This is a genomic window from Mycetohabitans endofungorum (assembly GCF_037477895.1).
Lineage (GTDB): Bacteria > Pseudomonadota > Gammaproteobacteria > Burkholderiales > Burkholderiaceae > Mycetohabitans.
This window is the reverse complement of sequence record NZ_CP132744.1, coordinates 2,444,697-2,460,941: the sequence shown is the minus strand read 5'-3', so window position 1 is coordinate 2,460,941 and position 16,245 is coordinate 2,444,697. Positions and strand designations below refer to the sequence as shown.

Sequence of the window (16,245 nt, the reverse complement as noted above, 5' to 3'; positions counted from 1 at the left end):
CAACCACGGATGGTTCACTGGCCGCTGCGCAACCGATAACCCCGTTCGGCCTTGCTGACGTCCTCGGACGTGGTGCCCGGCAAGTGCTGCTTGATGACGGCGGCGAGCGCGTCGAGAGCCGCATGCGCACTGGCCTTCGGCGCATCCTTCAGTTCAAGTTCGATTTCGCAGATCGGCGCACGCCGCACTGCGCCGTCCACCTCGGCCTGCACTTCGCCAATGTCCAGCGCGGCTTCGATGGGTGTGCCGGTCCAGTGAAGCGGCCATAGCGTGCGCGTGAAGTCGGTGCGAAACAGAGGCACGAGCGTCGCCGCAGCGTTGCGCACGAGCGCGCGCGCTTGCGCGTCGCCGCACGCGGCGAGCAGCGCGTCGAGTTCAAGCGCGTCGCCGGCCACCGCCATTTCCCATTCATGGCGACTGTGCACCCCGTCCGACGCGCCGCCGCCGAACTTGAAAGTCTGCAGCCAGCCATCAGGCGTGCGTCGCAATCGCAATGCACCGCCGGCGCGCGCGAGCCTGTCGTCGGGCGTATCGAAGTAGAGATTGGCGAGGGCGGTCGGTTGGCCATCATGTCCACTCAACTCGGCGAGCAGCGCGCGGGCGGCCTCGATCTGCGACGCCGGCAGCGCAAGCTTGATTTCGCGTTCGATGCTCATCGTCGTCATGGACGTTGCAGTCCGAAAAACATGTCGGCGAGCGCGGCACCGGGATTGTCCGCGCGCATGAACGCTTCGCCGACCAGGAAAGTATGAACGTCGGCTGCACGCATCCGGTCCACGTCGTCGCGCGTCAGGATCCCCGACTCGGTTACCACGATACGCTCGTCGGGAATGCTGTCGAGGAGCCCAAGTGTGGTGTCCAGCGTGACGGCGAACGTGCGCAGGTTGCGATTGTTGACGCCGATCAGCGGTGTCTTTAGCGTCAACGCCACGTCCAGTTCGTGCGCATTGTGCACTTCCACCAGTACCGCGAGCCCCAGCGAATGGGCGTACGCTTCCAGCTCGCGCATCTGCGCTGGCTCCAGCGCGGCGGCGATCAGCAGGATGCAGTCCGCACCCATCGCACGCGCCTCCAGCACCTGGTACGGGTCGATGATAAAGTCCTTGCGCAGCACGGGCAGTGGGCACGCGTCGCGAGCCTGCTGGAGGTAGCGCGCGCTGCCCTGGAAAAACGGCACGTCCGTGAGTACCGACAAGCATGCGGCGCCGTGCTGTGCGTACGAGCACGCAATGTCGGCTGGCACAAAAGTTTCGCGCAACACGCCCTTGGAGGGGCTGGCTTTTTTCACCTCGGCGATGATCGCCGGCTGTCCGAGCGCGTGTTTGGCACGCAACGCCGCAACGAAGTCGCGTAGGTCGCCGCGCCGCGCGTGGGCGCTCAGTTGCAACGCTGCCAGAGGTGCACTCGCCTGCGCGGCACGGATCTCATCGCGCTTGACTGCAATGATGCGATCGAGAATATCAGTCATGATGGTGCTCTGTTTGGCTCAATGACTCAACTGCTGCGTAAAACGGACAAGTTCATCGACCTTCGCACGGGCGGCTCCGCTGGCGATTGCCTCACGCGCTTGCCGGATCCCGTCGCCGATCGAAGCGACGACGTTGGCCGCATACAGCGCGGTACCGGCATTGAGCGCGACGATCTCGCGGGCAATGCCCGGCGTATTGTCCAGTGCGCTGAGCAGCATTGTTTTCGATTCGTCCACGTTGGCGACCTTCAGGGAGCGATTCGACACCATTTGCAGGCCGAAGTCTTCGGGATGAATCTCGTATTCGTGCACCTGGCCATCGCGCAGCTCGCCGACCCGTGTCGCCGCGCCGAGCGATACTTCGTCCATCCCGTCTCGCCCGTAGACGACCAGCACGTGGTTTGCGCCAAGCTGTTGCATCACCCGGACCTGGATGCCGACCAGATCCTCGTGGAACACGCCCTGCAGTTGGTTCGGTGCCCCCGCCGGATTGGTCAACGGTCCCAGTATATTGAAGATCGTGCGTACCCCCATTTCGCGACGGATCGGCGCGACGTTCTTCATCGCCGGATGGTGGTTCGGCGCGAACATGAACCCTATGCCGGTCGCCTCGATAGACTGCGCCACCTGTTCCGGCGTTAGGTTGATGTTGACGCCGAGCGCTTCGAGCACATCGGCGCTGCCGGACTTGGATGACACGCTGCGATTGCCATGCTTGGCGACCTTTGCGCCGGCTGCGGCGGTCACGAACATCGTTGCCGTGGAGATATTGAACGTATGCGAGCCGTCGCCGCCGGTGCCCACGATATCGACAAAGTGCCGGTTGTCGGCTACCTGTACGTGGTGAGCGAACTCGCGCATGACGGTTGCCGCTGCAGTGATCTCTCCGATCGTTTCCTTCTTCACGCGCAGCCCGGTGATGATGGCGGCCACCATGACCGGCGACATTTCTCCGCGCATGATCATCCGCATCAGGTGCAGCATCTCGTCATGGAAGATCTCGCGGTGCTCGATGGTACGCTGCAGCGCTTCCTGAGGGGTGATGGGCATCCGGTTCTCCGTGCGGGTTAGGCCAGTGAGCGGGGGAGACAGGGGCATCGCGTCGGTAGGGCGCGCGTTCATCGGGTAAGCGCCGCAGTGCGGCTTTGAGCGATGAAATTCTCAAGCAGGGCATGGCCATGCTCGGACAGGATCGATTCCGGATGGAACTGCACACCCTCGATCGGCAGCGTCTTGTGGCGCACGCCCATGATTTCGCCATCGTCGGTCCATGCGCAGACCTCCAGACAGTCGGGCAGCGTGTCGCGCTCGATGGCTAGCGAATGGTACCGCGTGACCTGAAAGCGGTGCGGTAGATCGGCGAAGATCCCCCGCCGATCGGTCTCGATTTCGCTGACCTTGCCATGCATGATCGTCTTGGCTCGCACGATGCGGCCGCCGAACGCCTCGCCGATCGCCTGGTGTCCCAGGCATACGCCAAGCATCGGGATGCGGCCGGCGAAGCGTTGGATGACCGAGAGTGTCACGCCGGCGTGTTGCGGATTGCTGGGTCCAGGCGACAGGCAGATACGCTGCGGGCTCAGCGCGGCGATCTCGTCACAGCTGATCTCGTCATTGCGGTAGGTCTGCACTTGCTCGCCCAACTCGCCAAAGTACTGGACGAGGTTGTAGGTGAACGAGTCATAGTTATCGATCATCAGCAGCATACGGCACCCAATGGACTGATATTGAACGAAAAATCGACGCGATGAAGCTGCTGGCCCACGGACCTGCTCAATGCGGTCCGGCATGGGGCCGCCACAGGCGGGGTCGCCACAGGCATCCGACACAAGCGAGAGCGAACATGAACCCGGGCGCGCAGCGCGCGGACGTTGCACGCGCAACCGGTTGCGCGTGCCACAGCAGGGACGACGGGGCCCGCATCGAGCGGTTCGGGCGTGTTGGCGACGACTGGATCTGTCAACGGCATCGGCAATCTCCTTGAGCTTGGAGCCGCCGTACCGTAGCACTATCAGGGTTGTCAACCTGCCACCGGATACGGCGGCAAGGTGCGGTGGGCGAACCACGACGTGCCGCTTCCTAGCGGAAGCGCCACCACTGGGCTGCACGGGTCAACGTGGTTCGAAGCATGGGTTACGCCTGGCTGAAATAGCGGCCCGGCGCGTTGGCCGGGTCGGTCGGGTTCATTGTAGCGTTTCGCGCGCGGGCCTGTCGACCCAAATGACACAGTGCGGCTGCCGACAACGCGTTCACGCGTTCAATCTGGTTGGCGGCGGGCACGCGTCGCTCAATGGGGGCGGGCCTGTCAGAACTGCGCGTCCAGGCCATCCTGCACGTGCTCGGCGGCGCGCAATACGGCACGCGCTTTGTTCTCAGTTTCCTGCCATTCCGCTTCAGGCACCGAATCAGCGACGATGCCGGCGGCGGCCTGCGTGTACAAGTTGCCGTCGTGGATCACGCCGGTGCGGATCGTGATCGCCAGATCCATTTCGCCAGAAAATGACAGATAGCCGACCGCGCCGCCGTACAGGCCGCGCTTGACCGGCTCAAGTTCATCGATCAATTCCAGCGCGCGGACCTTCGGGGCGCCGGACAGCGTGCCGGCTGGGAATGTGGCGCGCAGCACATCGAAGGGCGTCATGCCGGGCTTGAGTTTGCCCTCGACTGAGCTGACGATATGCTGCACGTGCGAGTATTTTTCGATCACCATCTTGTCAGTGACGACCACGGAGCCCGTTTGCGCGATGCGGCCGACGTCATTGCGCGCGAGATCAATCAGCATCACATGCTCGGCGATCTCCTTCGGGTCGTTCAGCAACTCCGTCGCCAACTGCGCGTCGCGCTCCGGCGTACTGCCGCGCGCGCGCGTGCCGGCTAGCGGGCGGATCGTCACGATCTGCTCGCCGCCGCGCTCTTCCTGCCGCACCAAGATCTCAGGTGATGCGCCGACCACGTGGAAGTCACCGAAGTTGTAGAAATACATATACGGCGACGGGTTCAGCGAGCGCAGCACGCGATACAGCGACAGGGGATGGTCGCGAAACGGTTTCGAAATCCGCTGCCCGACTTGCACCTGCATCAGTTCGCCGGCGGCAATGTATTCCTTGGCTTTGCGCACCGCGGCCAGATAGTCGTCCTTGGCGAACTCGCGATAGGTGTCAGTGCGCACCGTCGGCGACGTGACCGGAGGCTGGGCCGGGCTGCGCAACCGGTTGCGCAATTCGCGCAGCCGCTGCTTGGCGCGCGTGTACGCCTCCGGTGCACCCGGATCGGCGTAGACGATCAGGTAGAGCTTGCCGGCCAGGTTGTCGATCACTGCCACTTCTTCGGTCAGCAGCAGCTGGATGTCCGGCAGGCCCAGATCGTCCTTGGGCGTCGAATGCGCGAGCTTCTTCTCGATGAAGCGCACCGCGTCGTAGCCGAAGTAGCCCGCCAGGCCGCCGCAGAAACGGGGCATGCCGGGTCGGAGCGCGACTTTGAAACGCGCCTGGAACTGCGCAATGAATGCAAACGGATCGCCTTCGTGCGTTTCGATGACCTGGCCGTCGCACACCACTTCGGTGATGCCGGTGCCGTCAGCTTGCCGCGTACGCAGCAAGGTGCGCGAGGGTAGGCCGATGAATGAATAGCGGCCGAAGCGTTCGCCGCCGACCACCGACTCGAGCAGAAACGAATTCGCGCCTCCTCGTTCGGGGTGAGCGAGTTTCAGATACAGCGACAGCGGCGTATCAAGGTCGGCGAGCACCTCAGCAATCAGCGCAATGCGGTTGTAACCTTTGTTGGCAAGGGACTGGAATTCAAGCTCGGTCATGTTGGCAAGTCCTATTGTCCTATTGGTGCTCGGTGCACGGCGCGGTATGCACTGAACCAATGTCGCGGCCCGGCCGCAGCATAGGTGCCGAAGCCAACGTACCGGGACGCGGCGGCGCTACATGGTGCGTAGCGCGGACACGGCCGCGATGCCGGGGGCGACAACGAAAACAAAAAACGGGGAAATCGAAACCCGGCAAGCAACGGGTTTCGACGCGCAATCGCGCTCAGGCGTGCCAGCGGCGCCAGGGCCAGGCTCCCCGGTCGATACTGCCAAGACTGCGTTTTCTGTTTAGAAACATGACGATGTTGCGGATACCCTGGGACGGATGCTATTGCGCGGCGTGTGGCGCCGTCACCCGGTTGGCCGCCTCCAGCAGCGAACCCACTATACCATCCGAGTCGATCGATTGTACAGGTTGGCCGTGGTTGTAACCGTATGGTACGGTCAACGTCGCGAGCCCGGCGCCGCGCGCCGCGCGCGCGTCGTTTTCCGAGTCGCCGATCGCGACCGCCTGCGCGGGCGGCACGCCGAGCGCGTCGCACGCGGCTAGCATTGGCAACGGGTCCGGCTTTTTCCGCGGCAGGCTGTCGCCGCCGAACACCACTTCGAAATACGGCCGCAGGTTATACTGCTCGAGCAACTCGAGCGCGAATCGAAGCGGTTTGTTGGTCACGCATGCAAGCTTGATCCGCGCAGCCCTGAATGCGTCCAGCCCGCGGATCACGTCCGGGTAGAGCCGCGTGTGGCGACCATTGACCACCGCGTATGCCCGCTGGTACCTGGCCAGTGCCACATCGAACCGCTGCTCGACCTTGGTTGGCGGCAGGCGTGCCGACAGCACGCTGCACACGAGGTGCTCGGAGCCCTTGCCGACGTAGGCGACGACTTCGGCTTGATCGATCGGCGGCAAGTCGAGCTCGCCGAGCACCGTGTTGAGCGCCGCCGTGAAATCGCCGGCGGTATCGACCATCGTGCCATCCAAATCGACGATCGCGGCCTCGACCGGTCTGATGGGGGGCGCACCGCGGCGATTGTCATCGGCAACCGGTGTCAGGCTGGTGTCAGTCATCGCGCGCTCACCGTCTGAGTGCAGCGCGCATCTGGTTGATCACCTGTCGGTAGTCGGGCTGCCCGAAGATTGCCGAACCCGCGACAAACGTATCGGCGCCGGCGGCCGCGATTTGCGCGATATTGTCGGCCTTCACGCCGCCGTCCACCTCCAGGTGGATCTCGCGGCCCGTCTGTGCCGCATACGCGTCGATGCGCCGCCGCGCCTCGCGCAGCTTATTCAGTGCCTCGGGAATGAACGACTGTCCACCGAAACCGGGATTCACCGACATAATCAGCACCAGGTCGACGCGGTCCATCACGTGGTCCAGGTAGTTCAAAGACGTGGCGGGATTGAATACCAATCCCGCCTTGCAACCGTGGTCCCGGATCAGTGATAGAGTGCGATCGATATGGTCGGACGCCTCTGGATGGAAGCTGATCACGTTCGCGCCCGCCCTTGCGAAGTCCGGCACGAGGCGGTCCACCGGACGGACCATCAGATGCACGTCGATCGGCACGTTGACGTGCGGGCGGATCGCTTCACAAACCATCGGGCCGATCGTCAGGTTGGGTACGTAATGGTTGTCCATCACGTCAAAGTGGATCCAGTCGGCGCCGGCGGCGACCACGTTGCGCACTTCTTCGCCGAGGCGGGCGAAGTCAGCGGAAAGAATGCTTGGGGCGATGCGAAAAGTCATCTTGGAATGCGTTGGCGGGCGCTGAGCGGCAAACAAAGCGTTATTCTAGCGTGCCGGCGCGACGCCAGCCTAGCCCGGGAGCGGCGCCCTGATGCCTGCATTGACATGTCAGTGGATCGCGTCACGCTAGCTACGTCACGTCAACCACGTCGGATTAGCCACGTCAGACCAGCCACGTCGGGTCAGCCCGTCGTATCAGCCACATCGCATTGCAGGTTGCGACACGCAAGCGCATCAACGAAAATGCGATGCGCAGGGATCTGCATGCCCGCGCCATGGGTGAGCGTGCGCCCGTATTGCGCGACCTTTATCGGAATCCAGGATGAGTCAGTATGAATTGAGCGTCTCGGCGCGGGCGGCCTATCTGCCGGACCAGTCCGACCCGGAGCACCAGCAATATGCGTTTGCCTACACGTTGACGATACGCAATACCGGACAGGTTGCCTCGCAGTTGATTGCGCGCCATTGGATCATTACCGACAGCGAGGCGAAGGTGCAAGAGGTCAAAGGACTCGGGGTCGTCGGACATCAGCCATTGCTGCGGCCGGGCGAGCAATTCGAATATACGAGTTGGGCGGTCATTGCGACGCCGGTCGGCACGATGCGCGGCGAGTATTTTTGCGTGGCCGAGGACGGTACGCGCTTCGAGGCGCCGATAGCGGAATTTGCGCTGTGCATGCCGCGCATGCTGCATTGAGCGCGCACGATGGCGGCGCGGCGCGGCGCGGCGCCGCGACCGCTTCGGCGTGGACCGCCGTGGCGGCTGGCCGGCGCAGCGCCGCAGGGCGTCAATCGCGCTTGCGCGGCGGGCGGCGCACGTACCATACGATGTACGCGAGCAATCCAATCGGCAGCAGTATTTCAACCGTGGGTAGTAGCCACGGGCAAGCGGTGAAGAACGCAGACATGACGGTTTGGGAAACGAGCGAGCATTTTAACGGTTGCGTGTATGGTAACGGTGGCGCGCATGGCAGCGGGCCGAGGCGGGCGGCCGCAAGGGACCGGCATGCAGCCGGTGTGCGGCGCTGGGGCCGCGCCGCGACACTGATCGCGACGATCGTCGCAGCGGCGATGCTTGCGTCATGCGGTGGCAGCGGTGCGGTGCGGCCGGTGATGCACGTGCCGCCGGTCGTTGCCACGCCAAGCCAGCAGGCGCTGATCAGTGCGCGGCTCACGCCGGTCAGCTGGCAGCAGGTGCCCGGTTGGCAGGAGGACAGCCTGATCGGAACTACCGGCGCGCTGCGGCAGAACTGTGCACGCATGAACACGCTAGCGAATTGGCGGCGTGCGTGTGTTGCTGCGCAGCAACTGGATGATCTTGACGTGGCCGCCGCGCGTACGTTTTTTGAGACGTACTTCACGCCGTTTGTGCTGGCTAATAGCGACGGCACGCTCGACGGTCTCGTCACCGGCTACTACGAGCCGTTGTTGCATGGGTCTCGGTACCGGCGTGCGCCGTACCTGTACCCATTGTATCGCTGGCCGAGGGCAGCCCGCCCGGACGCGGTGTTGCCGCCGCGTGCACAGCTGATACGCTCCGGCATGCTGGCCGGCAACGAGCTTGTCTACGTGGACGATCCGATCGAGGCGTTTTTTCTGCAGGTGCAAGGCTCCGGCCGGGTATTGCTCGACGACGGCACGGTGATGCGGGTCGGTTACAGTGGCACCAACAACCAGCCGTATCGTTCGATCGGCCGTTGGCTGATCGATCGTGGCGAGCTTTCACCGGCGCAGGCGACGATGCAGGGAATTAAGGCATGGGCCCGGGCGAACCGGTTGCGCGTCGATGCTCTGCTGGATGTGAATCCGCGCTTCGTGTTCTTCAAGGAAGTGCCATCCAGCGAAGGCGTGCCCAGCGGCGGAGCCGACGGGCCGGTCGGTGCGTTGGGGGTGCCGCTCACGCCCGAACGCTCGATCGCGGTTGACCCGACGTCGATCCCGCTCGGCACGCCGGTATTCCTGCAGACCACCCGGCCATTGTCGAATCAGCCGATGAACCGGCTGGTGTTCGCGCAGGACGTGGGCAGCGCGATCAAAGGCGGCGTGCGGGCCGACTACTTTTGGGGACTAGGTGATGACGCGGGCGACCTGGCGGGCCGGATGAAGCAGGGCGGCCGGATGTGGCTGCTGCTGCCCAATAGTTGAGTGGCTGGATGTGGCTGCTGCTGCTCAACAGTTGGGCGGCCGGATGTGGCCGCTGCTGTTCAACAGTTGAGCGGCCGTGTTGCGCGTGGCCGCCATCGGCTCAGGCCTCAGGCTGACGCACGACGTTTGTCCACGACGCGGCGCGCCTTACCCACTGAGCGCTCGATGCTGTTCACTGGCAAGGCGGCGATTTGCGCCGTGACGCCGACCAGCGCCTTGACATCGTGCGCTAGGCTTGCGCGTGCCGCTTCGATTGCGCGTTCGTCCAGTGCCGATCCCGGGCAGGGCTCGACATGGATCGTCATCACGTCGAGCGGACCTTCCTTGGTCAGCACGATCTGGTAGTGAGGGGCAAGCACGGTGGCGTACTTGAGCAACAGCTCCTCGATTTGTGACGGGAACACGTTCACGCCCCGGATGATCATCATGTCATCGCAGCGGCCAGTGATCTTCTCCAGGCGCCGCATCGCGCGTGCGGTGCCGGGCAGCAGCCGGCTTAGATCACGGGTACGATAGCGGATGATTGGCAAAGCCTCTTTGGTCAGCGAGGTGAACACCAGTTCGCCGAATACGCCTTCGGGCAGCACCTCACCAGTGTCCGGATCGATGATTTCCGGATAGAAGTGGTCTTCCCAGATCGTCGGGCCGTCCTTGGTTTCCGCGTATTCGGAGGCGACGCCGGGGCCGATGATCTCTGACAGCCCATAGATGTCGACCGCGTCGATGCTCATGCGTTTCTCGATCGCCGCGCGCATGTCGTTGGTCCACGGCTCCGCGCCGAAAATGCCGATGCGCAACGACGATTCGGCCGGATCCAGGCCCCGTCGCTCGAATTCATCGGCGATCGATAGCATGTAGCTCGGCGTGACCATGATGATGTCGGGGCGAAAATCCTGGATCAGCTGGACTTGCTTCTCGGTCTGCCCGCCACCGAACGGGATCACGGTCAGGCCCGCGCGTTCTGCCCCGTAGTGCGCGCCCAGCCCACCAGTAAAGAGCCCGTAGCCGTAGCTGACATGGACCTTGTCGCCGCGCTGCGCCCCTGCTGCGCGGATGGAGCGCGCCATGAGGTTGGCCCACATGTCGATATCGTTGGCCGTGTAGCCGACCACGGTCGGCTTTCCGGTGGTGCCGGACGAACCGTGGATGCGCGAGACCTGGTCCATTGGCACGGCGAACATGCCGAACGGATAGCTATCGCGAAAGTCTTGCTTCGTCGTGAACGGGAAGCGGGATAAGTCCGACAGCGTTTTCAAGTCGTCCGGATGCACGCCCGCTTCATTAAATTTGCGCTTATACACTAGTGAATGTGTATACGCGTGCGCTAGCGTTTTTTTCAGCCTTTCCAGCTGCAGGGCCTGTAGTTCGTCGCGACTGGCTTTTTCAATTGGCTCCGGCGGCAGGGCAGTGTTCATTAAAATCTCCTTATTGCTGTGTCTGTCCCGTAGCTTGTAGCGGGCGTCAATCGTTCGATCGAATGACGTTTCCTTTGATGTGTGCCGACTTGCCGCGAAACATCGCGACCGGCTCGCCGGCGCGATTGGTCACACGGATATCGTAGAGGCCGGTGCGCCCAGATCGCACCTGCTCCACGGCTTCCGCGGTCAGCGCGTCGCCGCGGTGCACCGGCCGCAGGTATTCGATCGTGCATCCGGCTGCCACCGTATTCACGTTATAAGTGTTGCACGCAAATGCGAATGCCGAATCGGCAAGCGTGAAGATCAATCCACCGTGGCAGATATCGTGGCCATTCAGAAATTCGGCGCGCACCTGCATCGTCGCGCGCGCGTAGCCGGGCCGAATTTCAACTATCTGAATGCCGAGCCAGCGGGTGCACGCATCGTTCTCGTACATCGCCGCGGCACAGTCGCGCGCGAGCAGCTCGGCTTGCACCACGCCGGGTTCGGCGTCGGTGAGAGGAGAGTGGTCCATATCAGTGTCCGTCAAAACGGGGTTGACGTTTCTCGATGAACGCGCGCACGCCTTCCGCATAGTCGTGCGACACGCCAAGCTTGCGCTGCAGGTCGCGTTCAAGATCCAGCTGTACATCCAAATCCAGCGTTGCGCCGCTGCGGATGGCCTGTCGGGTCGCGACGATCGCGGCGGTGGGCTGCTGCGCGAGTTCCGCGGCGAGCTCTCGCGCTTGTGGCAGAAGGGCCGCATCATCAACGACGCGCCAGATCAGGCCCCACGCTTCAGCCTTTTCCGCGCTAAGCTTCTCGCCAGTGAGCGACAGTCCCAGCGCGCGAGCGATACCGACTCGTCGTGGCAGCGTCCACGTGCCGCCAGTGTCCGGTACCAACCCGATCTTCACGAAAGCCTGGATGAAACGGCTCGAACGCGCGGCAAGTGTGATGTCGCATGCCAACGCCAAGTTTGCGCCGGCGCCGGCTGCGGTGCCGTTGACCGCTGCGGTCACCGGCAGCGGCAGCTGCTGCAGCCGCCGCACGAGTGCATTGAAGTTTTGATCGATTAGCTCGCCCAGGTCGGTTTCATGGCCGGGCGTGAAGTCGAGGTCCTCGAGGTCCTGACCCGCGCAAAATGCCTTGCCAGCGCCTGTCAGGACCAGCGCCCGGGCACCCGAGTGCTGCACTTCATCCAGCGCCGCGCGTAGCTCGGCGTGCATCGCGCGGGTGAAGCTGTTGAGCTTGTCCGGGCGGTTCAGCGTAATGGTTGCGACGTGAGCGGCTGCGTCGATGTCGAGCAGAATTGACGTGTAAGTCATGGGAGTTTCCTCCTGCCTAGGCGAAATGAATGCGCGAGGCCGACTTCAGACGCGCTCGATGGCCAATGCAATACCCTGTCCGACTCCAATGCACATCGTACACAATGCATAGCGGCCGCCGTTGCGGTGCAACTGGTACATGGCGGCCGTTACCAGCCGCGCGCCGGATGCGCCGAGCGGGTGGCCGAGCGCGATCGCTCCGCCGTTTGGATTCACGCGCGGGTCGGCGTCGGCGATGCCCAGCAGCCGCAGCACGGCCAGGCCTTGTGCAGCGAATGCTTCGTTTAACTCGATGACGTCGAACTGATCGAGCGTCATGTTCAATTGCCGCAGCAGCTTGCGCGTCGCGGGCGCCGGTCCGATGCCCATCACGCGTGGCTCGACTCCCGCCGTTGCCATGCCAAGCACGCGCGCCTTCGGCGTGAGCCCGTGCGCGCGTGCGGCTGCTTCGCTGGCGATTAGCAGCGCACAGGCGCCATCGTTGATGCCGGACGCATTGCCGGCGGTGACAGTGCCATCTGGGCGTACCACACCGCCGAGCTTGGCCAGTGCGTCCATTGACGTTTCGCGCGGATGCTCGTCGTGCTGCACCACGATCGCATCGCCGTTGCGGGACGGCACGGTGACCGGCACGATCTCGGCAGCCAGTACGCCGTCACGCTGCGCACGGGCGGCCTTTTGCTGGCTGCGTAACGCAAATGCATCCTGATCGGCACGGCTCACGTTATAGGCGGCCGCGACGTTTTCGGCGGTCTGCGGCATCGAATCGATGCCGTACTGCTGTTTCATCAGCCGGTTCACGAAACGCCAGCCAAGCGTCGTATCGAAGACTTCGGCCTGGCGTGAGAACGCGGTGTTGGCCTTGCCCATCACGAACGGCGCGCGCGTCATGCTCTCGACACCGCCGGCCAGCATCAGCGACGCGTCACCTGCGCGGATCGCTCGCGCCGCGGTGCCGATCGCATCCATGCCCGAGCCGCATAGTCGGTTCACCGTGGCGCCCGGCACGTCAATGGGCAGGCCGGCGAGCAGCCCGACCATCCGAGCGACGTTGCGGTTATCTTCGCCGGCCTGATTCGCGCAGCCGAAGATCACGTCGTCCACCGCCGCCCAGTCCATTGACGGGTAACGTTCGAGCAGCGCCTTGATCGGGATCGCGCCAAGGTCGTCTGCGCGAACGTCTTTTAGCGCGCCGCCATAGCGGCCGAACGGCGTGCGGATTGCATCACAGATAAAAGCTTCAGTCATGGTGCCAGTCGCCTGTGCTTGTCCGGTAGCGTCGTTCTCGTCGGTGTGGAGCAATGCCGGGGTGGCGCCGGTTAGCCGCGCGGTGCCACGTGCGCGCGGCTTTGCACGACGCGGAAACGGTTCGCCACGAACGCAGCGTCGGTCAGCGTCGCATTGGCCGCTGGGTTTGCACCGGTGCCGTGGAAGTCCGAGAACGCCGCGGACTGGTTCACGAACACGCCGCCGGTTAAGTTCAGCGACAGCGCGACGCCGCCTTCGATTGCCGCTTCGTGCGCGGCTTGCTGCACTGCCTCGTCACCACTGTATACGGATAGCGTCAGCGCGCCGTGCTGTGCGGCAATCGAGCCGGCCAGCGCCAGCGATTGCGCGGTGGAATCCGTCGCGATGACGAATGCGATCGGGCCGAACCATTCCTGCGTAAACCGTTTCTGGTCGGTGGCCGCATCCAGCTTGACCAGCAGCGGCGTATGCACTCGTGCATGCTCGAACGCGGGATGCACGAGCGGTTGGCTGTCCAGTAGCACGGTACCGAGCGAGCGCGCCCGTTCGATGCGCTGCACTACGGCGTCGTTTTGGAGGGCTCCAATTAATTCGACCGCCTTGGCTGGGTCCGACGTCAGTTTCCGGACGGCCTCGGCGATTGCTTGGGCGACTTCGTCGAAGCTAAGCGTACCGTCGGGGGTGCGGATGCCGTTGCGCGGCACATAGATGTTTTGTGGCGCGGTACACATCTGGCCCGAGTACAGTGCCAGCGAGAATGCGATATTGCGTGCGGCTGCCTTGATGTCATCGACCGAGTCGATGACAATCTGGTTCACGCCCGCCTTCTCGGTATACACGTGGGCCTGGGTCGCGTTGCGCTCGAGCCAATTGCCATTGTGCGTGCTGCCCGTGAAATCGATCAGTCGGACATCGGGGCGCGTGGCGAGCTGCTGCACGAGCGTGCCGTCATCCGGATCCGTTGCCAACAGCGTAACGACGTTCGGATCGAAGCCGGCCTCGCGCAGCACGTCGCGCGCGATACGTACGGTGATCGCCAGCGGCAGGATCGCGCCAGGATGGGGCTTGACGACCACCGCGTTGCCAGTCGCAAGATCGGCGAATAGTCCCGGATAACTGTTCCATGTCGGAAAAGTACAACAGCCCAGCACCAGGCCGATGCCGCGCGGCACGATCGTAAAGTGCTTTTCCATTGCCAGCGGCGGGTTCTTGCCTTGGGGTTTTTCCCAGTAAGCTTGGGCCGGGATGCGCCGCAACTGGTCCCATGCGCATGCGATGGCCTCGAGCGCGCGGTCCTGCGCATGCGGCCCGCCGGCCTGGAACGCCATCATGAATGCCTGTCCGGTTGTATGCATCACGCTGTAGGCAATCTCGAAGCTCGCCCGGTTCAGCCGCTGCAGAATCTCCAGGCTCACGCCCACCCACGTGTCGCGGCCCGCACGCTGCCATGGTTGCTGCGCGCGCGCCACGGCGGCGAATAGCGAGTCCGGATCGGCTTTCGGATAGCGCACGCCCAAAGCGAAGCCGAACGGCGAGTGCTCCTGGCCTACCAGTCCATTGCGGGGCTGATCCAAATCGAACGTTTGGTTCAAAAGCGCTTTGAACGATTGCTCACCGTCCGCGTTCGCCGTTTCCCCGTACACCTTGGGGCTGGGCATCTCGGGGAACGGACTCCAGTAGCCGCGCGTTTCCTGTGCCTGAAGTGCCTGTGTCAACGTCGATTCATGCTTCACAAACAGCGGATGTGTCATGGCGAGTCGTCGGAAAATTGAGGCGGAGACGGATAAATAAACCGACCGGTTGGTTGGAAAATGGTAGCATTCTTTTCGGATTGCGCGGCGTTTTTTCGCGGGTCCCCTTGCCAATGGAGCATTCATGACATTCGAAAACATCCTGGTCGACACAAGCGGACGGGTCGGGCTGATCACGCTGCACCGCCCGAAGGTGCTCAATGCACTGAACGACGCGCTGATGGACGAGTTGGGCGCGGCGCTCAAGGCGTTCGACGACGACGAGCAGATCGGCGCGATCGTGGTGACGGGCAGTGAAAAGGCATTTGCCGCCGGCGCGGACATCGGAATGATGGCGAAGTACACCTATATGGATGTTTACAAAGGGAACTACATTACGCGCAACTGGGAGGCGGTGCGTGCGGTGCGCAAACCGGTGATCGCCGCAGTGGCGGGCTTGGCGCTGGGCGGCGGATGCGAACTGGCGATGATGTGCGACATTATCATCGCGGCCGACACCGCGCGGTTCGGTCTGCCGGAGGTCAAGCTCGGGGTCATGCCGGGCGCCGGTGGCACGCAGCGCTTGCCGCGTGCGATCTCTAAGGCCAAAGCGATGGACCTGTGCTTGACCGGGCGGTTCATGGATGTACACGAAGCGGAGCGCGCGGGACTGGTATCTCGCGTAGTCGCGGTAGGCAAGCTGTTAGACGAAGCGCTTAGCACGGCGGCTGCGATTGCTGAATATTCGCTGCCTTCGGTGATGATGATTAAGGAATCGATCAATCAATCGTACGAGACCTTGCTTACCGAGGGTGTGCATTTCGAGCGCCGGCTGTTCCACTCGCTGTTTGCCACCGAGGACCAGAAGGAAGGGATGGCGGCGTTTGTCGAGAAGCGCAAGCCTATCTTCAAGCATCGTTGAAAACGGACTTGCGTTGAAGGTGATGGGTCGCTAAAATCTTATTTTTCGCGCTGCGGATGCCGTTGCGCGAAAGTGGGGCGGGTGAGTAGGATCTTCTCGAATCACTGTGGTGGAAAAAGTTTTCAAAAACTTCTTGACGCTGCGACGAGAAATCTTCATAATCTCGTTTCTCTGCTGCTGATGCAGCGACGCGACGCGACGCGATGCGGGGCCGAGGCCAGATAGGTTGAGGCGAAGCGGTTGCGATGCTCTTTAACAAGTAACAGCCGATAAGTGTGGGTACTTGATGGTGCAGGCGTGCTGCGCCCGGGTGGTAAAAGCCGGGTGGGGCGATGCGAAAGAATCATTAAGTCTCATGCGAAATGAAGGTGGGTTTTGAGAGAATCGAAACCTGTCAACGTTTTGAGTTGAGCGACAGGGTCCTTTGTGGCCCGAACAAGTAACA

At 63.0% G+C, this 16,245-nt stretch carries 15 protein-coding genes; 3 read left to right on the top strand and 12 right to left on the bottom strand.

Features of this window, described 5'->3' with window-relative positions; genetic code table 11:
* Positions 1-14 precede the first annotated feature (14 nt).
* The 7 genes from RA167_RS10745 to rpe all read right to left on the bottom strand — a co-directional run bounded on the left by RA167_RS10745 (position 15) and on the right by rpe (position 7,030).
* Positions 15-656 (bottom strand): CYTH domain-containing protein, encoded by a 642-nt coding sequence (locus RA167_RS10745; protein ID WP_076787463.1) that lies wholly within the window; start codon positions 654-656, stop codon positions 15-17.
* A 5-nt stretch (positions 657-661) separates the two neighbouring features.
* Positions 662-1,468 carry an indole-3-glycerol phosphate synthase TrpC gene (trpC, locus tag RA167_RS10740; RefSeq protein ID WP_076785533.1) on the bottom strand — a complete coding sequence of 269 codons (807 nt, stop codon included), beginning with the start codon at positions 1,466-1,468 and terminating at the stop codon, positions 662-664.
* An 18-nt stretch (positions 1,469-1,486) separates the two neighbouring features.
* Complete coding sequence (gene trpD, locus RA167_RS10735; protein ID WP_076787460.1) at positions 1,487-2,518, bottom strand: anthranilate phosphoribosyltransferase; 1,032 nt, start codon at positions 2,516-2,518, stop codon at positions 1,487-1,489.
* A gap of 68 nt (positions 2,519-2,586) precedes the next feature.
* Entirely contained in the window at positions 2,587-3,174 is a 588-nt protein-coding gene (locus tag RA167_RS10730; RefSeq protein WP_076785532.1) for an aminodeoxychorismate/anthranilate synthase component II, read from the bottom strand.
* Between the two features lie 599 nt (positions 3,175-3,773).
* A complete protein-coding gene (trpE, locus tag RA167_RS10725) occupies positions 3,774-5,279 on the bottom strand; it encodes an anthranilate synthase component I (protein ID WP_076785531.1) in 1,506 nt (501 codons plus the stop codon).
* A 331-nt stretch (positions 5,280-5,610) separates the two neighbouring features.
* Positions 5,611-6,351: a phosphoglycolate phosphatase gene (gene gph, locus RA167_RS10720; RefSeq protein WP_076785530.1), complete on the bottom strand. Its 741-nt coding sequence runs from the start codon at positions 6,349-6,351 to the stop codon at positions 5,611-5,613.
* A gap of 7 nt (positions 6,352-6,358) precedes the next feature.
* Positions 6,359-7,030, bottom strand: coding sequence for a ribulose-phosphate 3-epimerase (gene rpe / locus RA167_RS10715; RefSeq protein ID WP_076785529.1), 672 nt, complete (start codon positions 7,028-7,030; stop codon positions 6,359-6,361).
* Positions 7,031-7,352: 322 nt separating this feature from the next.
* On the opposite strand from rpe, the gene apaG reads away from it, so the two are divergent.
* Together apaG and RA167_RS10705 are read left to right on the top strand one after the other, a co-directional pair.
* Entirely contained in the window at positions 7,353-7,727 is a 375-nt protein-coding gene (gene apaG / locus RA167_RS10710; protein WP_076785528.1) for a Co2+/Mg2+ efflux protein ApaG, read from the top strand.
* Between the two features lie 374 nt (positions 7,728-8,101).
* Positions 8,102-9,175 (top strand): murein transglycosylase A, encoded by a 1,074-nt coding sequence (locus tag RA167_RS10705; RefSeq protein WP_076787458.1) that lies wholly within the window; start codon positions 8,102-8,104, stop codon positions 9,173-9,175.
* Between the two features lie 107 nt (positions 9,176-9,282).
* Here the strand turns inward: RA167_RS10705 and paaK are convergent, their stop codons facing one another.
* From paaK to paaN, 5 genes are all read right to left on the bottom strand, one after another.
* Positions 9,283-10,590 carry a phenylacetate--CoA ligase PaaK gene (gene paaK, locus RA167_RS10700; RefSeq protein WP_076785527.1) on the bottom strand — a complete coding sequence of 436 codons (1,308 nt, stop codon included), beginning with the start codon at positions 10,588-10,590 and terminating at the stop codon, positions 9,283-9,285.
* A gap of 46 nt (positions 10,591-10,636) precedes the next feature.
* Positions 10,637-11,107: a hydroxyphenylacetyl-CoA thioesterase PaaI gene (paaI, locus tag RA167_RS10695; protein ID WP_076785526.1), complete on the bottom strand. Its 471-nt coding sequence runs from the start codon at positions 11,105-11,107 to the stop codon at positions 10,637-10,639.
* Position 11,108: 1 nt separating this feature from the next.
* Positions 11,109-11,900, bottom strand: coding sequence for a 2-(1,2-epoxy-1,2-dihydrophenyl)acetyl-CoA isomerase PaaG (gene paaG, locus RA167_RS10690; protein ID WP_076785525.1), 792 nt, complete (start codon positions 11,898-11,900; stop codon positions 11,109-11,111).
* 45 nt (positions 11,901-11,945) lie between these two features.
* Complete coding sequence (gene pcaF, locus RA167_RS10685) at positions 11,946-13,148, bottom strand: 3-oxoadipyl-CoA thiolase (RefSeq protein ID WP_076785524.1); 1,203 nt, start codon at positions 13,146-13,148, stop codon at positions 11,946-11,948.
* Positions 13,149-13,219: 71 nt separating this feature from the next.
* A complete protein-coding gene (gene paaN, locus RA167_RS10680) occupies positions 13,220-14,899 on the bottom strand; it encodes a phenylacetic acid degradation protein PaaN (RefSeq protein WP_076785523.1) in 1,680 nt (559 codons plus the stop codon).
* A gap of 124 nt (positions 14,900-15,023) precedes the next feature.
* Between paaN and RA167_RS10675 the strand changes: the two genes are divergently transcribed.
* On the top strand, positions 15,024-15,800 hold the full coding sequence (locus RA167_RS10675) for an enoyl-CoA hydratase (RefSeq protein WP_076785522.1): 777 nt from the start codon (positions 15,024-15,026) through the stop codon (positions 15,798-15,800).
* The last annotated feature ends 445 nt before the right edge of the window (positions 15,801-16,245 follow it).